General features: G+C 52.0%; 18 protein-coding genes. 5 read left to right on the forward strand and 13 right to left on the reverse strand.

What is annotated here, in order from left to right; genetic code table 11:
• Positions 1 to 24: 24 nt before the first annotated feature.
• The 8 genes from ACT3XD_RS05235 to argC all read right to left on the reverse strand — a co-directional run bounded on the left by ACT3XD_RS05235 (position 25) and on the right by argC (position 7,987).
• Entirely contained in the window at positions 25 to 792 is a 768-nt protein-coding gene (locus ACT3XD_RS05235) for a ParA family protein (protein WP_018918428.1), read from the reverse strand.
• Positions 793 to 1,473, reverse strand: a complete 681-nt coding sequence (gene rsmG, locus ACT3XD_RS05240) for a 16S rRNA (guanine(527)-N(7))-methyltransferase RsmG (protein ID WP_192536775.1) — start codon at positions 1,471 to 1,473, stop codon at positions 793 to 795.
• Positions 1,470 to 3,374 (reverse strand): tRNA uridine-5-carboxymethylaminomethyl(34) synthesis enzyme MnmG, encoded by a 1,905-nt coding sequence (mnmG, locus tag ACT3XD_RS05245; RefSeq protein WP_192536774.1) that lies wholly within the window; start codon positions 3,372 to 3,374, stop codon positions 1,470 to 1,472. The genes rsmG and mnmG overlap by 4 nt, the downstream gene beginning before the upstream one ends.
• Before the next feature lie 573 nt (positions 3,375 to 3,947).
• Positions 3,948 to 4,706 carry an amino acid ABC transporter ATP-binding protein gene (locus ACT3XD_RS05250; protein WP_225736023.1) on the reverse strand — a complete coding sequence of 253 codons (759 nt, stop codon included), beginning with the start codon at positions 4,704 to 4,706 and terminating at the stop codon, positions 3,948 to 3,950.
• Between the two features lie 23 nt (positions 4,707 to 4,729).
• Positions 4,730 to 5,401 (reverse strand): amino acid ABC transporter permease, encoded by a 672-nt coding sequence (locus ACT3XD_RS05255; protein WP_018918424.1) that lies wholly within the window; start codon positions 5,399 to 5,401, stop codon positions 4,730 to 4,732.
• Positions 5,402 to 5,506: 105 nt separating this feature from the next.
• Positions 5,507 to 6,277 carry a transporter substrate-binding domain-containing protein gene (locus tag ACT3XD_RS05260; RefSeq protein WP_192536772.1) on the reverse strand — a complete coding sequence of 257 codons (771 nt, stop codon included), beginning with the start codon at positions 6,275 to 6,277 and terminating at the stop codon, positions 5,507 to 5,509.
• Positions 6,278 to 6,436: 159 nt separating this feature from the next.
• On the reverse strand, positions 6,437 to 6,790 hold the full coding sequence (gene erpA, locus ACT3XD_RS05265; protein ID WP_192536771.1) for an iron-sulfur cluster insertion protein ErpA: 354 nt from the start codon (positions 6,788 to 6,790) through the stop codon (positions 6,437 to 6,439).
• A 162-nt stretch (positions 6,791 to 6,952) separates the two neighbouring features.
• Positions 6,953 to 7,987: an N-acetyl-gamma-glutamyl-phosphate reductase gene (gene argC / locus ACT3XD_RS05270; protein ID WP_192536770.1), complete on the reverse strand. Its 1,035-nt coding sequence runs from the start codon at positions 7,985 to 7,987 to the stop codon at positions 6,953 to 6,955.
• 134 nt (positions 7,988 to 8,121) lie between these two features.
• Here argC and ACT3XD_RS05275 point away from each other — a divergent pair, with 134 nt between their 5' ends.
• The 5 genes from ACT3XD_RS05275 to ACT3XD_RS05295 all read left to right on the forward strand — a co-directional run bounded on the left by ACT3XD_RS05275 (position 8,122) and on the right by ACT3XD_RS05295 (position 12,913).
• Positions 8,122 to 9,912, forward strand: coding sequence for a chloride channel protein (locus ACT3XD_RS05275; protein ID WP_192536769.1), 1,791 nt, complete (start codon positions 8,122 to 8,124; stop codon positions 9,910 to 9,912).
• Positions 9,913 to 9,921: 9 nt separating this feature from the next.
• Complete coding sequence (gene hemJ / locus ACT3XD_RS05280) at positions 9,922 to 10,353, forward strand: protoporphyrinogen oxidase HemJ (RefSeq protein WP_192536768.1); 432 nt, start codon at positions 9,922 to 9,924, stop codon at positions 10,351 to 10,353.
• Positions 10,353 to 11,162, forward strand: a complete 810-nt coding sequence (gene thiD / locus ACT3XD_RS05285; RefSeq protein ID WP_192536767.1) for a bifunctional hydroxymethylpyrimidine kinase/phosphomethylpyrimidine kinase — start codon at positions 10,353 to 10,355, stop codon at positions 11,160 to 11,162. The genes hemJ and thiD overlap by 1 nt, the downstream gene beginning before the upstream one ends.
• 36 nt (positions 11,163 to 11,198) lie before the next feature.
• Positions 11,199 to 12,479 carry a glutamate-1-semialdehyde 2,1-aminomutase gene (hemL, locus tag ACT3XD_RS05290; protein ID WP_192536766.1) on the forward strand — a complete coding sequence of 427 codons (1,281 nt, stop codon included), beginning with the start codon at positions 11,199 to 11,201 and terminating at the stop codon, positions 12,477 to 12,479.
• A 74-nt stretch (positions 12,480 to 12,553) separates the two neighbouring features.
• The gene (locus ACT3XD_RS05295) at positions 12,554 to 12,913 is read left to right on the forward strand and encodes a hypothetical protein (RefSeq protein WP_225736016.1); all 360 of its coding nucleotides are present in this window, start codon (positions 12,554 to 12,556) and stop codon (positions 12,911 to 12,913) included.
• Positions 12,914 to 12,997: 84 nt separating this feature from the next.
• Here ACT3XD_RS05295 and ACT3XD_RS05300 read toward each other — a convergent pair whose 3' ends face one another.
• The 5 genes from ACT3XD_RS05300 to ACT3XD_RS05320 all read right to left on the reverse strand — a co-directional run bounded on the left by ACT3XD_RS05300 (position 12,998) and on the right by ACT3XD_RS05320 (position 16,548).
• Positions 12,998 to 13,834, reverse strand: coding sequence for a curlin subunit CsgB (locus ACT3XD_RS05300; RefSeq protein WP_192536765.1), 837 nt, complete (start codon positions 13,832 to 13,834; stop codon positions 12,998 to 13,000).
• A 59-nt stretch (positions 13,835 to 13,893) separates the two neighbouring features.
• Positions 13,894 to 14,421: a hypothetical protein gene (locus ACT3XD_RS05305; RefSeq protein ID WP_192536764.1), complete on the reverse strand. Its 528-nt coding sequence runs from the start codon at positions 14,419 to 14,421 to the stop codon at positions 13,894 to 13,896.
• Positions 14,422 to 14,678: 257 nt separating this feature from the next.
• Entirely contained in the window at positions 14,679 to 15,509 is an 831-nt protein-coding gene (locus tag ACT3XD_RS05310) for a CsgG/HfaB family protein (RefSeq protein WP_192536763.1), read from the reverse strand.
• A gap of 98 nt (positions 15,510 to 15,607) precedes the next feature.
• Entirely contained in the window at positions 15,608 to 16,033 is a 426-nt protein-coding gene (locus tag ACT3XD_RS05315; RefSeq protein ID WP_192536762.1) for a curli assembly protein CsgF, read from the reverse strand.
• Positions 16,033 to 16,548 (reverse strand): CsgE family curli-type amyloid fiber assembly protein, encoded by a 516-nt coding sequence (locus ACT3XD_RS05320; protein ID WP_192536761.1) that lies wholly within the window; start codon positions 16,546 to 16,548, stop codon positions 16,033 to 16,035. The genes ACT3XD_RS05315 and ACT3XD_RS05320 overlap by 1 nt, the downstream gene beginning before the upstream one ends.
• Positions 16,549 to 16,568: the final 20 nt, after the last annotated feature.

Here is a 16,568-nt window from a genome sequence, read left to right on the forward strand (position 1 = left end):
CTTTCCCTCGTACTTATCAATACGTTATAGCGATAACCGACGAATCATTTCTTTTGCCAGTACACGGTACGCCTGGCTGCCTCGTGAAAAGCGGGCATATTGCGTGACGGGCACCCCGTGACTTGGCGCTTCTGCCACCTTCACATTGCGCGGGATCGTCGTTTTAAGCAGCGCATCGCCAAAAAAGTCGCGCAGCTGTTTATCCACTTCCCGCGTCAGGCTTGTGCGCTTATCGTACATGGTGCGCAATATGCCAGCGACCGCCAAGTCAGGGTTCACGCTTTGCTTAATCTGCTCAACGGTATCCAGCAGCGCCGAGAGGCCTTCCAACGCATAGAACTCGCACTGGAGCGGAATAAGCACGCTGTCCGCCGCCGTGAGTGCATTGACGGTGAGCATGTTCAGCGAAGGTGGGCAGTCGATCAGCACCACATCGTAATTATCGGCCACTGAAGCCAGAGCCGTGGTAAGGCAACTTTCGCGCTTATCCAGATCCAGCAGTTCGACTTCAGCCGCGGTCAGATCACCGTTTCCGGGTAGAACATCATAGTGAACCGGCAGTTGCCGCACGATAGTATCGGCAGCCGTCGCTTCACCCAGCAGGACATCCAGGACGCTTTTATCGAGTTCGTGCTTGTCGATCCCACTGCCCATACTGGCGTGACCTTGCGGATCAAGATCCACCAGCAGTACCCGACGGTCAAGCGCGGCGAGACTGGCAGCCAGGTTAACGGCTGAGGTGGTCTTGCCCACGCCGCCTTTTTGGTTGGTCAGGGCAATGATCTGGCTCACTTACTCAACTCCTTCCTGGGGTTCAGAATCAACGTTCAGAATCAACAGCTGTCGCTTGGCCGTTTCAAAAGGGACTTTCAGCAGATGGCGCGTTTGCAACCTAATCCCGCTGGGTAGTTCTCGCAGTTCGTCGTCAGCGCCGGGGCCTTTCATGGCCAGCCACTGCCCATTGGCGGCAGGCAACTCGCGGGTCAACGTTACAAAGTCTACTAAGCTTGCAAACGCCCGGGAAATCACTTGATCAAACGCTTGCTCTTTAAACTGCTCCACGCGTGCCTGGCTCGCGGTCACGTTTTCCAGGCCAAGCTCCATTATGGCTTGACGCTGAAAACGGACTTTTTTGCCATTGCTGTCCACCAGGGTAACCGCTAAGGCCGGGTTAAGAATGGCCAATACGATACCTGGAAGGCCAGGTCCAGCACCAACATCAAGCAGCGTCGGGCCCTGTACATAGGGTGCTACGGCGGCGCTATCCAGCACGTGACGTGAAACCATCTCGTCAACCTCACGGACTGCCGTGAGGTTATAAGCCTTGTTCCACTTGTGCAATAGCGCGACAAACCCCAACAGCTGCTCACGCTGGTGCGTCGTGACGGTTAAACCAAGCTGCGCTAGCCCATCGTCTAACCGCTTGGCAGCACTTGCTGGCAGGCTATTCAGCAATCCCGTTAACCCACTCATCCGTTAGCTACCTCGGGTGATGCTATGAGGCGACGCTTTTTAAGATGCACCAGCAGGATAGAGACGGCAGCCGGCGTTACACCGGAAATACGTGCCGCCTGGGCAAGCGTCTCGGGCCGAACGTCGGTCAGCTTCTGACGAATCTCGTTGGAAAGCCCTTCCACCCGCTGATAATCCAGATCGGCTGGCAGCGGCATTGCTTCATGGCGCTTAAGCTTATCAATCTCATCCTGCTGGCGTCCGATATAGCCATCGTACTTCGCCTGAATCTGCACCTGCTCGGCCACAGCTTCATCATGAATAAGCGCATTTTCCAGGCCCGGCAGATCGGCCAGGTCCGCGTAATTTAGCTCCGGGCGTTTGAGTAAATCGCTCAAACGGTATTCCCGCGAAAGCGGCTTGCCGGTTTTTTCGGCTATTTTTGCCGCGGCCGGGCTACTTGGTTGTACCCAAGTACTGGCTAAACGAGCCGTTTCCAACGCAATCGCTTCACGCTTTTGACTAAACGCGCTCCAGCGCTGGTCATCGACCAAGCCGAGTTCGCGGCCTTTTTCCGTCAGACGTAAATCGGCATTATCTTCACGTAGCAACAAGCGATATTCCGCCCGCGATGTAAACATGCGATAGGGCTCTTTGGTACCCATGGTGATCAAATCATCAACCAGCACGCCAAGGTACGCTTCGTCGCGGCGTGGGTACCAGGTTTCCAGCTGCTTGGCCCGGCGTGCGGCGTTTAGCCCGGCAAGAAGCCCTTGCGCGCCCGCTTCTTCGTAACCCGTTGTGCCGTTAATCTGGCCGGCAAAAAACAGGTTGTGGATAAATTTTGTTTCCAGCGAGTGTTTTAAGTCCCGCGGATCAAAGAAATCGTACTCAATGGCGTAGCCAGGGCGCGTAATGTGCGCGTTTTCCAAGCCTTTGATCGAGCGAACCACCTGCAGCTGTACATCAAACGGCAGCGAGGTCGAGATACCGTTGGGATAGAGCTCGTGAGTGTCCAGGCCTTCCGGTTCAATAAATACCTGATGGCTCGATTTATCGGCAAACCGATGAACCTTGTCTTCAATTGACGGGCAGTAGCGCGGCCCAACCCCTGCGATCACGCCGGAATACATGGGTGAGCGGTCAAGGTTCGCCAAAATGATTTCATGAGTGCGCTCATTGGTGTGCGCAATATGGCAACTGACCTGCTGAGGATGCATGTCCCGCGAACCAAGATACGACATTATCGGCGTTGGCGTATCGCCTGGCTGCTCTTCAAGCTGGGCAAAATCCACGCTCTTGGCGTCAATTCGCGGTGGCGTGCCGGTTTTCAACCGGTCAACGCGAAACGGTAAAGCACGTAGACGCTCGGCCAGAGCGTTCGAGGGCGGATCACCTGCCCGGCCACCGCGGCTTTGATCCAAACCAATATGAATCACACCGCCTAAAAACGTCCCCGTGGATAGCACTACCGATTCTGCATAAAAACGAATGCCGGTTTCAGTAACCACGCCACGTACCGTGTCGTTATCCACAACCAGATCGCCAGCCGCTTGCTGAAAAATCGTTAAATTTGGCTGGTTTTCCAACATACCGCGGATCGCTGCTTTGTAGCGTACACGATCCGCTTGAGCACGTGTGGCACGCACTGCAGGCCCTTTTCGAGCGTTAAGCACCCGAAACTGAATACCGCCCAAATCCGTGGCAAGCCCCATCGCCCCGCCTAGCGCATCGATTTCTTTAACCAAATGGCTTTTGCCAATGCCGCCAATGGCAGGGTTACACGACATCTGACCCAAGGTCTCGATGTTGTGAGTGAGCAGTAGGGTCTGACAGCCCATACGAGCAGAGGCCAATGCGGCTTCGGTTCCCGCATGGCCACCGCCGATGACAATCACGTCAAAGCGGTCGGGGTAATTCAAGAGACACCTCGTCTTGCGCCTGTTGGCACGAATGATGTGACCAATGTCGTCAGTTTTTCCGACATAGCCACGGTAGTTCAATAAGCCGGGCAGTATAAACCCCCTGTGGGTAACCGTCAGGTTTTTCCACACCTCGATTCATTAACGGACCTCTATTAATAACAACATAAAAATAAAATAAGAGAAGTTCTGTTAATGTTGTTACTACTGGTGTGGACAGTTTCTGTGCATAACTTACTTATATTTATTAATATCACTCACTTAAAATGTTGACCTTTACGTGGTTAAGCAGCGTATTGCCTGCGTAGAAGCGGTGTCTCACCTGTGGATGAAATAGCTACTTACCCACAGCCTGCCAAAAACACGGGTTATCCACCTCCCCATACCGGGCTTGTTACCGCACCTGTGAACATGTCACTTAACCACATGGCAAAGCGATGAGAAACGCTGTTTATCAGCGTTTCAGCGTCAAAGAGACAATTAAAATAAAAAGTTTATCCACAGGGCAAAAAAATGGCCTGTCGCAATGACAGGCCATTAAAAAGTACGTTTGAGTCGATAATTTATTCAGATTTAGTGCTTGAGCACCCGGGCTAGAAACGATTGGGTGCGTTCATGTTGAGGGGCATCAAAGAGCTGTTCCGGCGTTCCCTGCTCAGCAATAACGCCTTTATGAATAAAGATAATCCGGTCGGCCACTTCGCGTGCGAAGCCCATTTCATGGGTAACAATCACCATGGTCATACCTTCTTTGGCAAGCTCGCGCATGGCATCGAGTACTTCCCCTATCATCTCGGGGTCAAGCGCCGAGGTAGGCTCGTCAAACAGCATTAGCCGGGGTTCCATGGCCAGGGCTCGGGCAAGCGCTACGCGCTGTTGCTGGCCGCCTGAGAGCTGGCTGGGATACTTATCGGCCTGATCGGCAATACCCACCCGATCAAGCAGGCGTTTTGCGGTAGCCACCGCATCGCTTCGGCTCCAGCCACGCACTTTCATCGGCGCCAGAGTGATATTGTCGATAACGCTTAGATGAGGAAACAGATTGAACTGCTGGAACACCATGCCGACTTCCGTACGGATGGTTTGCAGTGCTTTACTGCTTTTACCGTCGGGTTTTAGCGTATTGCCATCAACGCTTAAGGTGCCTGATTGAAACTCTTCCAGACCGTTAATACAGCGAATCAGCGTTGATTTACCTGACCCGCTGGCGCCAATCACCACAACGACTTCGCCAGGAACAATCTCAAGGTCAATATCATTGAGTACATGCAGGCTGCCAAAGTGTTTGTTCAGCTTCTGCATACGCACAATTGGTTGCACTGTAGGTGACATTGTATCGGTCATTGTACGTGTCCTTATTGGCCGGCAATGCCGCGGCTCTCAAGCTGGCGCAGAATAATGGAAAGGGTCCAGGTGATCGCCAGATACATCAGCGCGACCATAAAATAGACCTCGAGGGCGGTAAACGTCGTGGCAATATAGATCTGCCCTTGACGCACCAGCTCACCTACCCCTATCACCGAGAATAGCGATGTGTCCTTGATACTGATGATGCCCTGATTACCCAGCGGTGGAATCATACGCCGAAACGCCTGCGGCCAGATTACGTAGCGAAACGCCTGGGTGCGGGAAAGCCCGAGCGACAGCGAGGCTTCACGCTGGCCGCGCTCAATTGACTGCACGCCGCCGCGCACGATTTCGGAAATATACGCGCCTGAGTTCACCGCAATGGCCGCGATACCTGCGACCAGCGCATTGATGGGACTACCCAGCAGCTGGGGCAGGCCATAAAAGATAAACAGCACCTGCACAAGGATCGGCGTGCCGCGAAATATTTCTATATAGCAAATCGCAAGCCAGCGTAACCAGCGGATAGGGCTGATCCTCAGCAAGCCAAAAAAGATGCCGATAAAAAAGCCAAACGCCAGGCCACCAAAGGAAATCAGCAGCGTCCAGGGGATGCCGGGTAATAGGTAGGGGATCGACGCAAACGCTGCCGACCAGTCAAACTGAAAATCGAAGTCCACGCGTTATCTCCAAAAAGGAAAAAGCGACATTACAACGGCACAGGGCCGGGGAAATGGCCGCCCGGCCCTGTGATGAGGGATAGCAAAGTGAGATTAGCGACTCACTTAGTCTTCGCTGGGCGCTTCACCGAACCACTTGGCGTAGATTTCGTCGTAAGTACCGTCTTCGCGCATGGCAGCAAGCGCTTCGTTAGCCGGCGCTACCCATTCGCTACCCTTATGGAAAACAATGCCGTACTGCTGGCCTTCGTAAAGCGGGCCAACGACTTTGGTGCGGCCTTCACCACGGGTTTGCGAGAAGTAAGCAACGTTGGGGGAGTCATAGAGCACGGCGTCGACGTTGCGACCCAGTAGCGCCATGTACATGTCGGCAGTGCCAGGGTAAGGCGTGATATCGGCGTCTTCACCCAGTTCCTGCTGCAGGAAGTCATAGCTGGTGGAGCCGATCTTAGTGCCAATGGTCAGATCTTGAAGGTCTTCAAGTGAAGAGACCTCTTCGTTATCAGCGCGGACAATGATCTGCAGGCCGGAGTCATAGTAGGGGTCGGTAAAATCGACAATTTGAGCGCGTTCATCGGTAATTGTAATACCGGCAATAGCGACTTCCTGGCTGCCGGTCTGTACAGCCGGAATAATGCCGGAGAATTCCATCGTGGTCAGATTAACTTCAAAACCGGCTCGGTCGGCGATTTCGTTGATGATATCCATATCGAAACCGACCATTTCACCGGTTTCGGGGTCCATCATTTCAAACGGAACGAAGCTTGGATCGGTGGCTACATTGACGGATGGCGTTTGGGCCATGGCGACAGTAGTACTGCCTAAACCCAAGGCTATGGCCGAAGCAATCGCTGTTTTCGTTAGTATGGATTTCATTTATTTCCCCATGTTTTATAGCTCTTGTGAGGCGTTTTAAAGAAGCTGAGCTCTCTTTGTAGCGCCATATGAGCGGTTATTGACCTATCAACCTTGGCGAGAAACCGGCAAGGCGTCAAGTCACGAGGAGTCCTTACTACCAACGCAAGCAGGCGATAGCTAGACCATAAACGAAGCGCCGCACCCGCAAGTTGTCGTGGCATTGGGATTTTGAATACGAAAACGTGCGCCAGCGAGGCCTTCTTCGTAATCCACCGTGGAGCCCACCAGATACTGGTAAGACAGGGGGTCAACCACCAGGGTGGCCTTACCAAACTCGATGAGCGTGTCGTCTTCGGCGACATTATCAGCGAAATCGAATCCGTACTGAAAACCTGAGCAGCCGCCGCCAGTTACGTAGACACGCAGTTTCAGGGCGGGATTTTTTTCTTCATCCATCAGAGCACTAATACGCTTACGTGCACTATCGGACAGCATTAAAGGGGTTGGAACAAAAGCTTCTGCACCGCTCATGGGTACCTCCCGCGAGCTTAAAGAACGAATAATCGGCATTGGGGGGTAATTATGGGTAATTCCCAGCAAAATGGTCAACTATTGTGTTGGCATATCAACAGAGGACAACCAGGTGTTGCCCTCTGCAAGGGTCGCTAGCTCATAACATATGAGCTCTTGCGTTTAAGGCATCAGCGCTGGGGCCGTGAGGCCCATGGTTTCATCGAAACCAAACATCAGGTTGAGGTTTTGAATAGCCTGACCTGAGGCGCCTTTCACCAGGTTATCGATAACCGACAGTACCACCACCGTATTGCTGTTTTCAGGGCGATGGACGGCTAAGCGACAGGTATTGATGCCTTTTACGCTGCGCGTTTCGGGGTGGCTACCCGCAGGCATCACGTCAACGAAGGGCTCGTTTGCATAGCGCTGCTCAAAAAGCGCCTGAAGATCGTCAGTCGTGGCCGTGAGTTGGCTATAAAGCGTGGCATGAATGCCCCGAATCATGGGGGTTAGATGCGGCACGAAGGTCAAGCCCACTGGGTTTGCCTGCATATCACTAAGGCCCTGGCGAATCTCAGGCAAGTGACGATGCCCTGAAGCGCCGTAAGCCTTGAATGACTCGCTGGCTTCCGCAAGTAGCGAAGGCACTTTGGCTCCGCGTCCTGCACCTGTAACCCCGGATTTACAGTCGGCAATCAACTGCTGAGAATCAATCAGGCCCGCTTCCAGCAGTGGCAGGTAGCCCAGCTGTACGGCGGTTGGATAGCAGCCGGGAACGGCAATCAAGCGCGCCGTCTTGATTTGTTCACGGTGCATTTCAGGCAAGCCGTAAACCGCCTCTTCAAGCAGTGAAGGCGCGCCGTGGGGCTGGCCGTACCACTGGCTCCATACGTCAGCATCGCGCAGCCGGAAATCGGCGGATAAATCGATAATCCGAGTGCCTTTTTCTAAAAGCTCACCGGCTAACGCGTGGGCAACGCCGTGAGGAGTAGCGAAAAATACCGCATCCAGAGCGCCCAGCTGCTTAGCATCCGGCTCGCTAAAGGCCAACGTGTCGTAGTGGCCGCGCAGGTTGGGGTACATATCGCACACTTTTACCCCTGCTTCTGAGCGCGAGGTAATTGCTTCAACGCTGACGTTAGGGTGCTGGGCGAGTAACCGCAGTAGTTCAACGCCGGTGTAACCCGTACCACCGACAATGCCGACCTTAATCACAAATCGCTCCTTGCGAGTTTCGCATTTGGGACATGTTAATAATTAACAGCCTAAACAGATTGCTGCAGGCTGTCGAAGTGTATCCGGCTATGATACACAAGAGGACTACAACACAAGAGCAAAGGAAGGTCGTCGTGGCGCGTTTTTCCCGATCTGATTTTACCCTAGAGAGTTTTCGCCGCCAGTTGGCCAATGTCGATGCGTTGCCGCAGCTGTGCGTACTGGGGTTAGCATCCGGGGTGATTACGGGCGCCGTGATGGTTGCCTTTCGACTGTTGCTCGAAGCGGGCGCCGTACTTTATATGCCGGGAGGCAATCCAGAAGCGTTCGAGGGACTGCCCCCCTGGTTACGTTCCTTGCTGCCGCTTGTGGCAGTCGGCTTGATTGGCGTGCTGCTTTACCGACAAAAAGCTACCGCCCAGAAAATGGGGGTAGGCCACGTTATTGAACGCCTTTCTTACCATCAGGGGCGTTTTCCGCTTCGCAACTGGTTAAATCAGTGGTGGGTGGGCGTGGTATCGGTCCTGGGGGGGCTTTCAGCAGGTCGGGAGGGCCCGGCCATTCATCTGGGGGCAGCGGCCTCAAGCGGGTTAGGGGTCAAGCTTCGCTTACCCAATAACAGCCTGCGTGTACTGGTCGCCTGTGGTACCGCCGCGGGGATATCTGCCTCATTCAATACGCCGATTGCCGGTGTCATCTTTGCCATGGAAGTGGTGATGATGGAATACACCTTGATGAGCTTTATGCCGGTGATACTAGCCTCCACCATGGGCGCGCTGGTTGCTCAAGTGGTTTACGGCAATGAACCGGCTTTCCGTATTCCTGAAATGGCGCTAGGTTCATTGATGAATTTGCCCTGGGTGATCATCCTCGGGCTGGTCGTGGGCCTGCTGGCCGGGCTGTTTATCCATATTGCGCGTAATCAGCGCATACAAGCGTTGCCTTTATGGCTGCGTCTGGGCGCCGTTGGGGTGTCGACTGCGGTAGTGGCGTGGTGGTTTCCGCAAATTCAGGGAATCGGCTATGACAGCGTGGCTGCTGCCCTGAATAACCAGTTGGAAATCAACGTACTGATAGCGCTCATAATTGCCAAGCTATTGATTACGGCACTCACTGTCGCTGGCGGGGTACCCATCGGGATTATTGGGCCTACGCTGGTGATAGGGGCCGCGACCGGTGCCTTGGGCGGCATGCTAGGAGGATTTCTCTGGCCCGACAAAGCGGCGGACCCGGGCATTTACGCCATGTTAGGAATGGCCGCTATGATGGGGGCCGTTTTGCAAGCGCCGTTGGCTGCGCTAATGGCCCTGCTAGAACTTACCCATACTTCCAATATTATACTGCCGGGCATGCTGGTGGTTGTCGTTGCCTGCTTGACGTCGCGCCAGCTTACTGGCTGCGAAGGCTTTTTTATCAGCGCCGTGCGTTATGGATTACACCCACTTCAACAGCCTCTGATGCAAGCGCTGTCACGCGTATCGGTACCGGCAGTGATGGAGCGCAGCCTGGTGCGCACAGAACGTATGATAACGCCCGACCAGGCGCGAAAGCTTCTGGAAAACAATCCTGTCTGGCTTATCATTGAGCGCTCAAGTGACGAAAAAACCGTGCTCGCCTTAAAAGCCGCCACATTGGCGCGCTGGCTGCTGGAACACGATGAAGCGTTAGACGGGAAAGCGCCCCCTGATGATGAGCTGATAGATTTGCTGGAAATCCCTGGTCAGCGATTGGAGCTTGCGCCGATTGGCCTGCAGGCGACGCTTTCTGAGGCGTTTTTAAAACTTCAGGATGATGCCTTGGGAGCACTTTATGTTGTGCATGGTTATCGACCAAAGCAGCAACGGATTTCAGGTATCATCACCCGCGGCGCCATTGAGCGTTACTATTACTACGCCGACCCGAAAGATAATGATTCACCCGTATAAGGAGAGACAATGTACCTATGGGTAAAGGCCTTGCACTTGATGGCCATGGTGACCTGGTTTGCCGCACTATTTTATTTACCGCGGCTTTATGTCTATCACGCAACGGCACGCGATAAAGGCGATGAGCAGTCCATGGCGTATTTCAAGACCATGGAGCGCAAGCTGTATCGCGGCATCATGACGCCTTCGATGATAATGGTCCTGATTTTTGGCGGATGGATGCTCTATCTAAACCCCTTCTGGATGAGCCAGGGATGGATGCACGTCAAGCTTACGTTTATTGTCCTGTTGATTGCTTATCACCATGTCTGCTTGATTTATTTAAAGCAGTTCGCCCAGGATCGTTGCACGAAAAGCCACACGTTCTTTCGCTGGTTTAATGAAGCGCCAGTGATTGCGTTAGTCGCGATTATTTTACTCGCCGTTGTGAAACCTTTTTGATGCGCCAGCCTCTTTCTCCAGTTGTTTTAGTGCTGGCAGGTCATGATCCCACGGGAGGGGCGGGCCTAGTGGCAGACAGTGAAACCGTTGCCGCCTGCGGCGGTTGGGCCGTTACCATTCCAACAGCCTTAACGGTGCAAAACTGTCACAACGTTACCCAGGTTGTACCCACCGACCCTGCATTGATGCGGCACATGGCGGAAGCGTTAAGCGGCATGCAAATAGCTGCTATTAAGCTAGGCTTATTGGCGGATGAAGCGACGCTGAGAGCAGCCGAGCAGATTATTCGCCGTTTTCCGGGTATTCCAGTGGTCGCCGACCCGGTGCTTAAAGCGGGGGGCGGAACTGAGTTATCCACACCCCAATTAGTAAAGCTCTATAGTGAGCGCTTACTACCACTTGTGGATATTTTAACGCCCAATCGTTATGAGCTGGCGCAGTTAGCACCAGAAATTACTGACCCATTAGATGATACGGCGCGCGCCGTTGCGCTTTTATCGCAAGGCTGCCAGGCGGTATTAGTTACCGCCACCGACGCGCCTATTCCAGGTAACGAGCAGCAGGTGGTACATACGCTGCATTCACCCGATACCACACGTCAATGGCAGTGGCCGCGTTTACCCGAACAGTTTCACGGCTCAGGCTGCACGTTGGCATCGGCGATTGCGGCACGCCTGGCAGTTGGTGAGCGCTTACCGACTGCCTGTGAGCAGGCCCAGCACTTTACCTGGGAGAGTTTGTCTCATGGGTACCAGCCACCCAGTGGCCAGTGTTTGCCTAACCGCTTGCCACGACCGGTTCGCTTTTGATCTCATTAGCGCAAAGCCACGAATATTGAGGACGTCATGACCACATCTGCTGAACTGTTTGAGCTTGCTAGCCGCCATATTCCAGGTGGCGTAAATTCACCGGTACGCGCGTTTAAAGGCCTGCATCGTCCGCCGGTGTTTATGGAGCGCGCTCAAGGCGCCTACCTGTTTGATGTGGAAGGTAATCGCTACGTGGATTACGTGGGTTCCTGGGGGCCAATGATTACCGGTCACGCTGATCAGGACGTTTTGGCTGCCGTACGCGCCCGCCTGGATAACGGTCTTTCGTTTGGTACGCCCACGGCGGTTGAAACCACCATGGCGGATCTGATCTGCGAGATGATCCCCTCCATGGAAATGGTGCGTATGACGAGTTCTGGTACCGAGGCGACCATGTCGGCCATTCGGCTGGCGCGTGGCACTACCGGGCGCGATAAAATCGTCAAGTTTGAAGGCAATTATCACGGCCATTCAGATTCGCTGCTGGTGAAAGCCGGTTCAGGCGCGCTTACCCACGGTGAACCCAGTTCGCCAGGCGTTCCGGCATCGCTTGCCGAACATACCATTACGCTGTCTTATAACGATATTGAAGGCGTTGAAGAGTGCTTTGCAGAAATCGGTGATCAGATTGCCTGCATCATCGTTGAGCCTGTCGCCGGCAACATGAACTGTATTCCCCCCCAGCCGGGCTTTCTGGAAACCCTGCGTCGGGTGTGTAACGAGCACGGCAGCATCCTGATTTTTGACGAAGTGATGACCGGGTTTCGAGTTGCCTTGGGTGGCGCGCAGGCACATTACTCAATTGTTCCCGATTTAACCTGCCTGGGTAAAATCGTGGGTGGCGGTATGCCGGTAGGCGCCTTTGGCGGCAAGCGCGACATCATGCAAAACATCTCGCCGATGGGACCGATCTACCAGGCGGGTACACTGTCAGGAAACCCACTAGCCATGGCGGCAGGGGTTGCGCTTCTGACCAAGCTTCAGGTACCCGGCTTTCATGATGCGCTCACTCAGCGAGTGGAAACGCTGTGCAACGGTTTGCAGGAGCGTGCCAACGCGGCTGGCGTACCCATGATGACGCAGTCGGCCGGTGGGATGTTCGGCATTTTCTTCACCTCACAAAGCCGAGTAGATAACTTTGCCCAGGCAACCGCCTGTGACCCTGAAGCTTTCCGCCGTTTCTTCGGTGCGATGCTGGATCACGGCGTGTATCTGGCCCCTTCCGCGTTTGAAGCCGGATTTATGTCGAGTGCGCATACGCCAGAAGATATTCAGTACACGCTGAATGCCGCCGAAAAAGCCTTTAACATAATGTAACCGAACGTAACGCCTGCTAAACTTCAAAAAGCCGCTCATACCGAGCGGCTTTTGTGGTTAGCGAGGTCGCCACTATGTCGATAATAACGCCTATTCCGATGGCCTTGATTGCCGCACTTGCCATTGGCTTCCCTTTTAGCGCCCATGCGTTCGAGGAGCAGGAAATGGATAACATTCATATCATGATGGAAGGCACCCCGGGTGCGGTATTTTCTGCCCACTGGCGTATCACCCAGAACGGCCAAACCATTGAGCATATCGAGGAGCGTGGTACGGTTCCCACTGAGTATTCATTTACCGGGTCAGCACTTGAGGGCACGGTTAAACTGTTAAGCGAGAATCAGCGCCTGGAAGTAGATATTCAAAAAGGGGGTAATCGTTCGCGTTCATCCACCCAGGGCGCTGGTGGAACGTTAACCGTGGGGGTTCGTTAGGGCGCTTTTTATTGTAGATATAAATTGTCGCAAGCAAAAAACCGCCCCGAGAGGGGCGGTTTGAATAAACCTTAAGCCGTCTGCTTATTGGCCTTGGCTTACTGTGTTGATGTTGCCATTGCCATAAGTCACGATGCTGGAGGTATGCTGACCGCCCCAGAAAGAACCGCTTTGAGAAACGTTATGCTCGTTAAAGCTGCCAACAGTATTGATATAGGAGTCATGGCCATAGCCAGACTGCATAACGTTATGAGTATTGTGGTTGCCACTGGCTAAAATAGTGCTTTCCAGCGAATAACCATCTTGGTTAACGGTGGCAACGTTATTGTTTCCATCCAGGTATGCATAGCTATCGTTGTAAGAACCGTTCTGGGTAATAGCGGCATTATTGAAGGTGCCGATTTCTTCAACGACAGATTTGTTGGCAAACCCTTCCTGATTAACGGTCGCAGTATTATTGCCGCCTTCCTGGTAGGTATAGCTGTCGTTGAACCGGCCATCCTGAGTCACGTTGGCGTTATTGAAGCTACCCACTTGCGTTGCTACAGACAGGTTTTTTGAACCGTCTTGATCAACGCTAGCATCATTGTTACTACCTTCCTGATACACAGTAGAGCTGTTCCATGCGCCTAACTGAGTTACTTCCGCTGAGTTCCCTTGACCAATTTGGTCGATACCTGAGTTGTTACGGCCAGGCAGGGTTGTTGCAACACCTGCAATATCATCCTGTGATACGGTAGTGGAGTTAAAGCCGCCTTCTTGATAAACACGCGACGTTTGTGTTCCCCACTGAGTTACATCGTTAGTATTGTTATTGCCACTTTGATAGATAGTCGAGTCACTTCCTGCGAACTGTGCGAAAGCACCAGTGCTCATAGCGAAAGTAACAGCAGCGGCGATAGCGGTGATTTGTGTTTTCATGTTGTTTCCCCATCCTTTTATGCTTGCTTTGGTTGTTACTGAGACAAAAGAAGTATTGCTCAGTAGGTTTCGACGGTGACTGGTCGTGTATAGCCAGAGGATGCTTGTTGCTCTATGCCTATGTTGCGATAGCCACTCCCCGATTGTGAAACTTGTATGTCGCTTCTTAAGCCAGTCTGAGAAACATAGGTTGCTAATTCTTGCTGGTTTCCAGACTGATTAATAATTGCATTATGATGATTGCCGGCTTGAAGAATGACGCCATAATTCTTACCGCCAACCTGAGTAATTGAAGCAGTATTCTCATTACCGCGTTGACCGATGTGTGAAAAATTACCTATTTGATAAGCGGCAGAATAAGACTGCTTAACGGTTGCCTGATTGTTATTACCTATTTGAGAAATAACGCTGTAATTTCCTTGATAGGTTTGTGTGTCAACCTGATTAAAGTACTGCTCAATACGATTTTTATCTGCATTGGCATTACTGGTAAACGCTAAGAGTACCGCCATTAATAGCAAAGTGTTCATTAATTTTTGTTTGAGTAGCACTGTTGAGTGCTGAACGTCTGCTAATCTACGATTCATTTTCTTTACTCTTAGATGCTAATGTAAATTTAATTCATGTGTTGAGTGTGGACTATTTAAAGTTTTACGCTATCAGTAATTTTGTTATTTTAATGGCGCATTTTCTAATGTTTTTATACGCCTTATTGATGAGCCATTTCATACTTTATAAATAATGAGTATGACCAATATTAAAAAAGCGGCTTAGCCTAAGGCAAAGCCGCTTGATTTTAAAAAAATTACTTGATGGAGAATAATAATTATAAAAGAGAGGGTGCTTATAGCATGGGCGTAGGCGCGCTTAAATATTCTGACAAAATAGTCTCTTGAAAGTTAACGCCATTGGAAAGATTCCAAAGATTGTTTTCAACACCACGGGCTACTAAATGAATAACGGCGGATTCAATGGCCGACATAACCGCCATTTGAACAGGCTCATTAGTAGTAATCCCCACCTCGGCTTCCAATAAGCGCCGGAAATCAATAAAGCGATAGACGCCTGCTCTTACTTCTTTAGAGTAGATAGTTTTCGTTGTGGTGACGTTAGCCAGTACTTCACCTGTGGATATCTCAACGGCGCGTAAGTTAACCGTTACTTGGTCGACCTGATACTGCCCTGAGGCTCCAATACCGAAATACTCAGCACCCGCCCCCCCAGTACGTACATTGGATTCATACGCAATAATGCCGCCTTCTAACATTACCGAGGCCGCGCGTAGTGAAGGAAGCGTATCTGGCTGGCCAAAGCGCTCAAACTCTGCGCGTATAATGCGTCGCTCCGTAAGCAGGTTTTGTAATCCCACCCGTTCAAGAGGAATAAACCAGCCTGAGTCGGCTAGTGCACCGGTTAGCATTGCCGCCGCCCCCTGGGTAACGGCGGTCGAAAATGTACTGGCCGGCGCGGGTCGATATTGGCCGGTTTGATCTCTAAAATCATAAACCGATACAAAAATTTTTCCGGCAGGCGGCGGCAATGAAACAAGGTCCTGGTAAGTTGCCCCACGCGGCGTAAGCGTTGCTTGAGCGCCTTCTAAATTTTCAGAGTTCGCAACCATACCCGCACAACCGCTAAGCAGCGCGAGCATTATAAGAGAAGCAATGAATTTCATGATGTTCCCCTGACAGCATCTAGGATAGTGGCGAGGCTTTTTAAGCCTTATTGGTTTTTCGTTATTAATCTTTCAGGATTGAAAGTCAGGCTCGATTGCTAAGGATTAAATAATCCGCCAACGCTGATATTCGTTACATCGCCGGTTACTTTATCGATGACACGTACAATCAATTGCCCGCCTTCGTCGCGGACCACCACACTAAAGTCACCGCTATCAAAGGAACCCTGGCCGACATTACCTGCGCCAACATCTGAAATAAGTTGGGAAATCAAGCGGCTTTCCAGACTTTGAACTAGCCTTTCAGTGGAGGATATTGTCTCAATACCTCTCGAATTAGGGTCTGTATTGGTATCTTGCGATTGCGCTTTACCCAATAGGTAGGTACCCATAAAAGGGTCGCCACCAAAAGAGGGGTTTAGGGGACGATAAATCAACTCGCCGGCGGATGCGGTTGACGCTATCAATGTGCCCAGCGTTACGGCTAGCAGTGTGTGTCGGGCGGACCTTTTTATAGCATTCATTAACGTATCTCCTCTCTTCCCAAGTCTTTGTCGGAGGTCAGCGCCGAGGCTATTTGTTGGCGTAGCAGCGCTTCTTCGACGATTTGTACCGCTTCTCCTGCGGCGCGATCAGCTTCACTAATCCTTGGAGAAAGCTGTGTGCGAAAATACATACGGTTTCCATCCATCACCCATATTTGGCTGCCCCAGCGAGCATCGGGGCGTTCTTGTATCGTGATGGTGGCATTACCAATAATCAGGTTGTCCATGGCACGTTGACTAAACGCGCGATAAAATGTCTTACCCGCCATGGTAATGGTGCGGTCTACCATTACCCCGGTCAGTTCGCTACTAGCCCTTTTAACACTTTCCACTTCAGGGCCATCGGGACTTGATAGCTGATTAATAGAATCGATTTCCTCTTGTTCACTTGAGGGTGATACATCAATCGGTGATTGCGTCTCACTGGCCATTAATGGTGATAATAGGAATAGGAAAAGCACACAGTGTGGAGTTAAATAACGAAGAAAAGACATCACGATATAACCTCACGCCA

It is taken from the genome of Halomonas sp. AOP7-B1-5, from assembly GCF_052353045.1.
GTDB classification, from domain to species: Bacteria; Pseudomonadota; Gammaproteobacteria; order Pseudomonadales; family Halomonadaceae; genus Vreelandella; species Vreelandella colorata.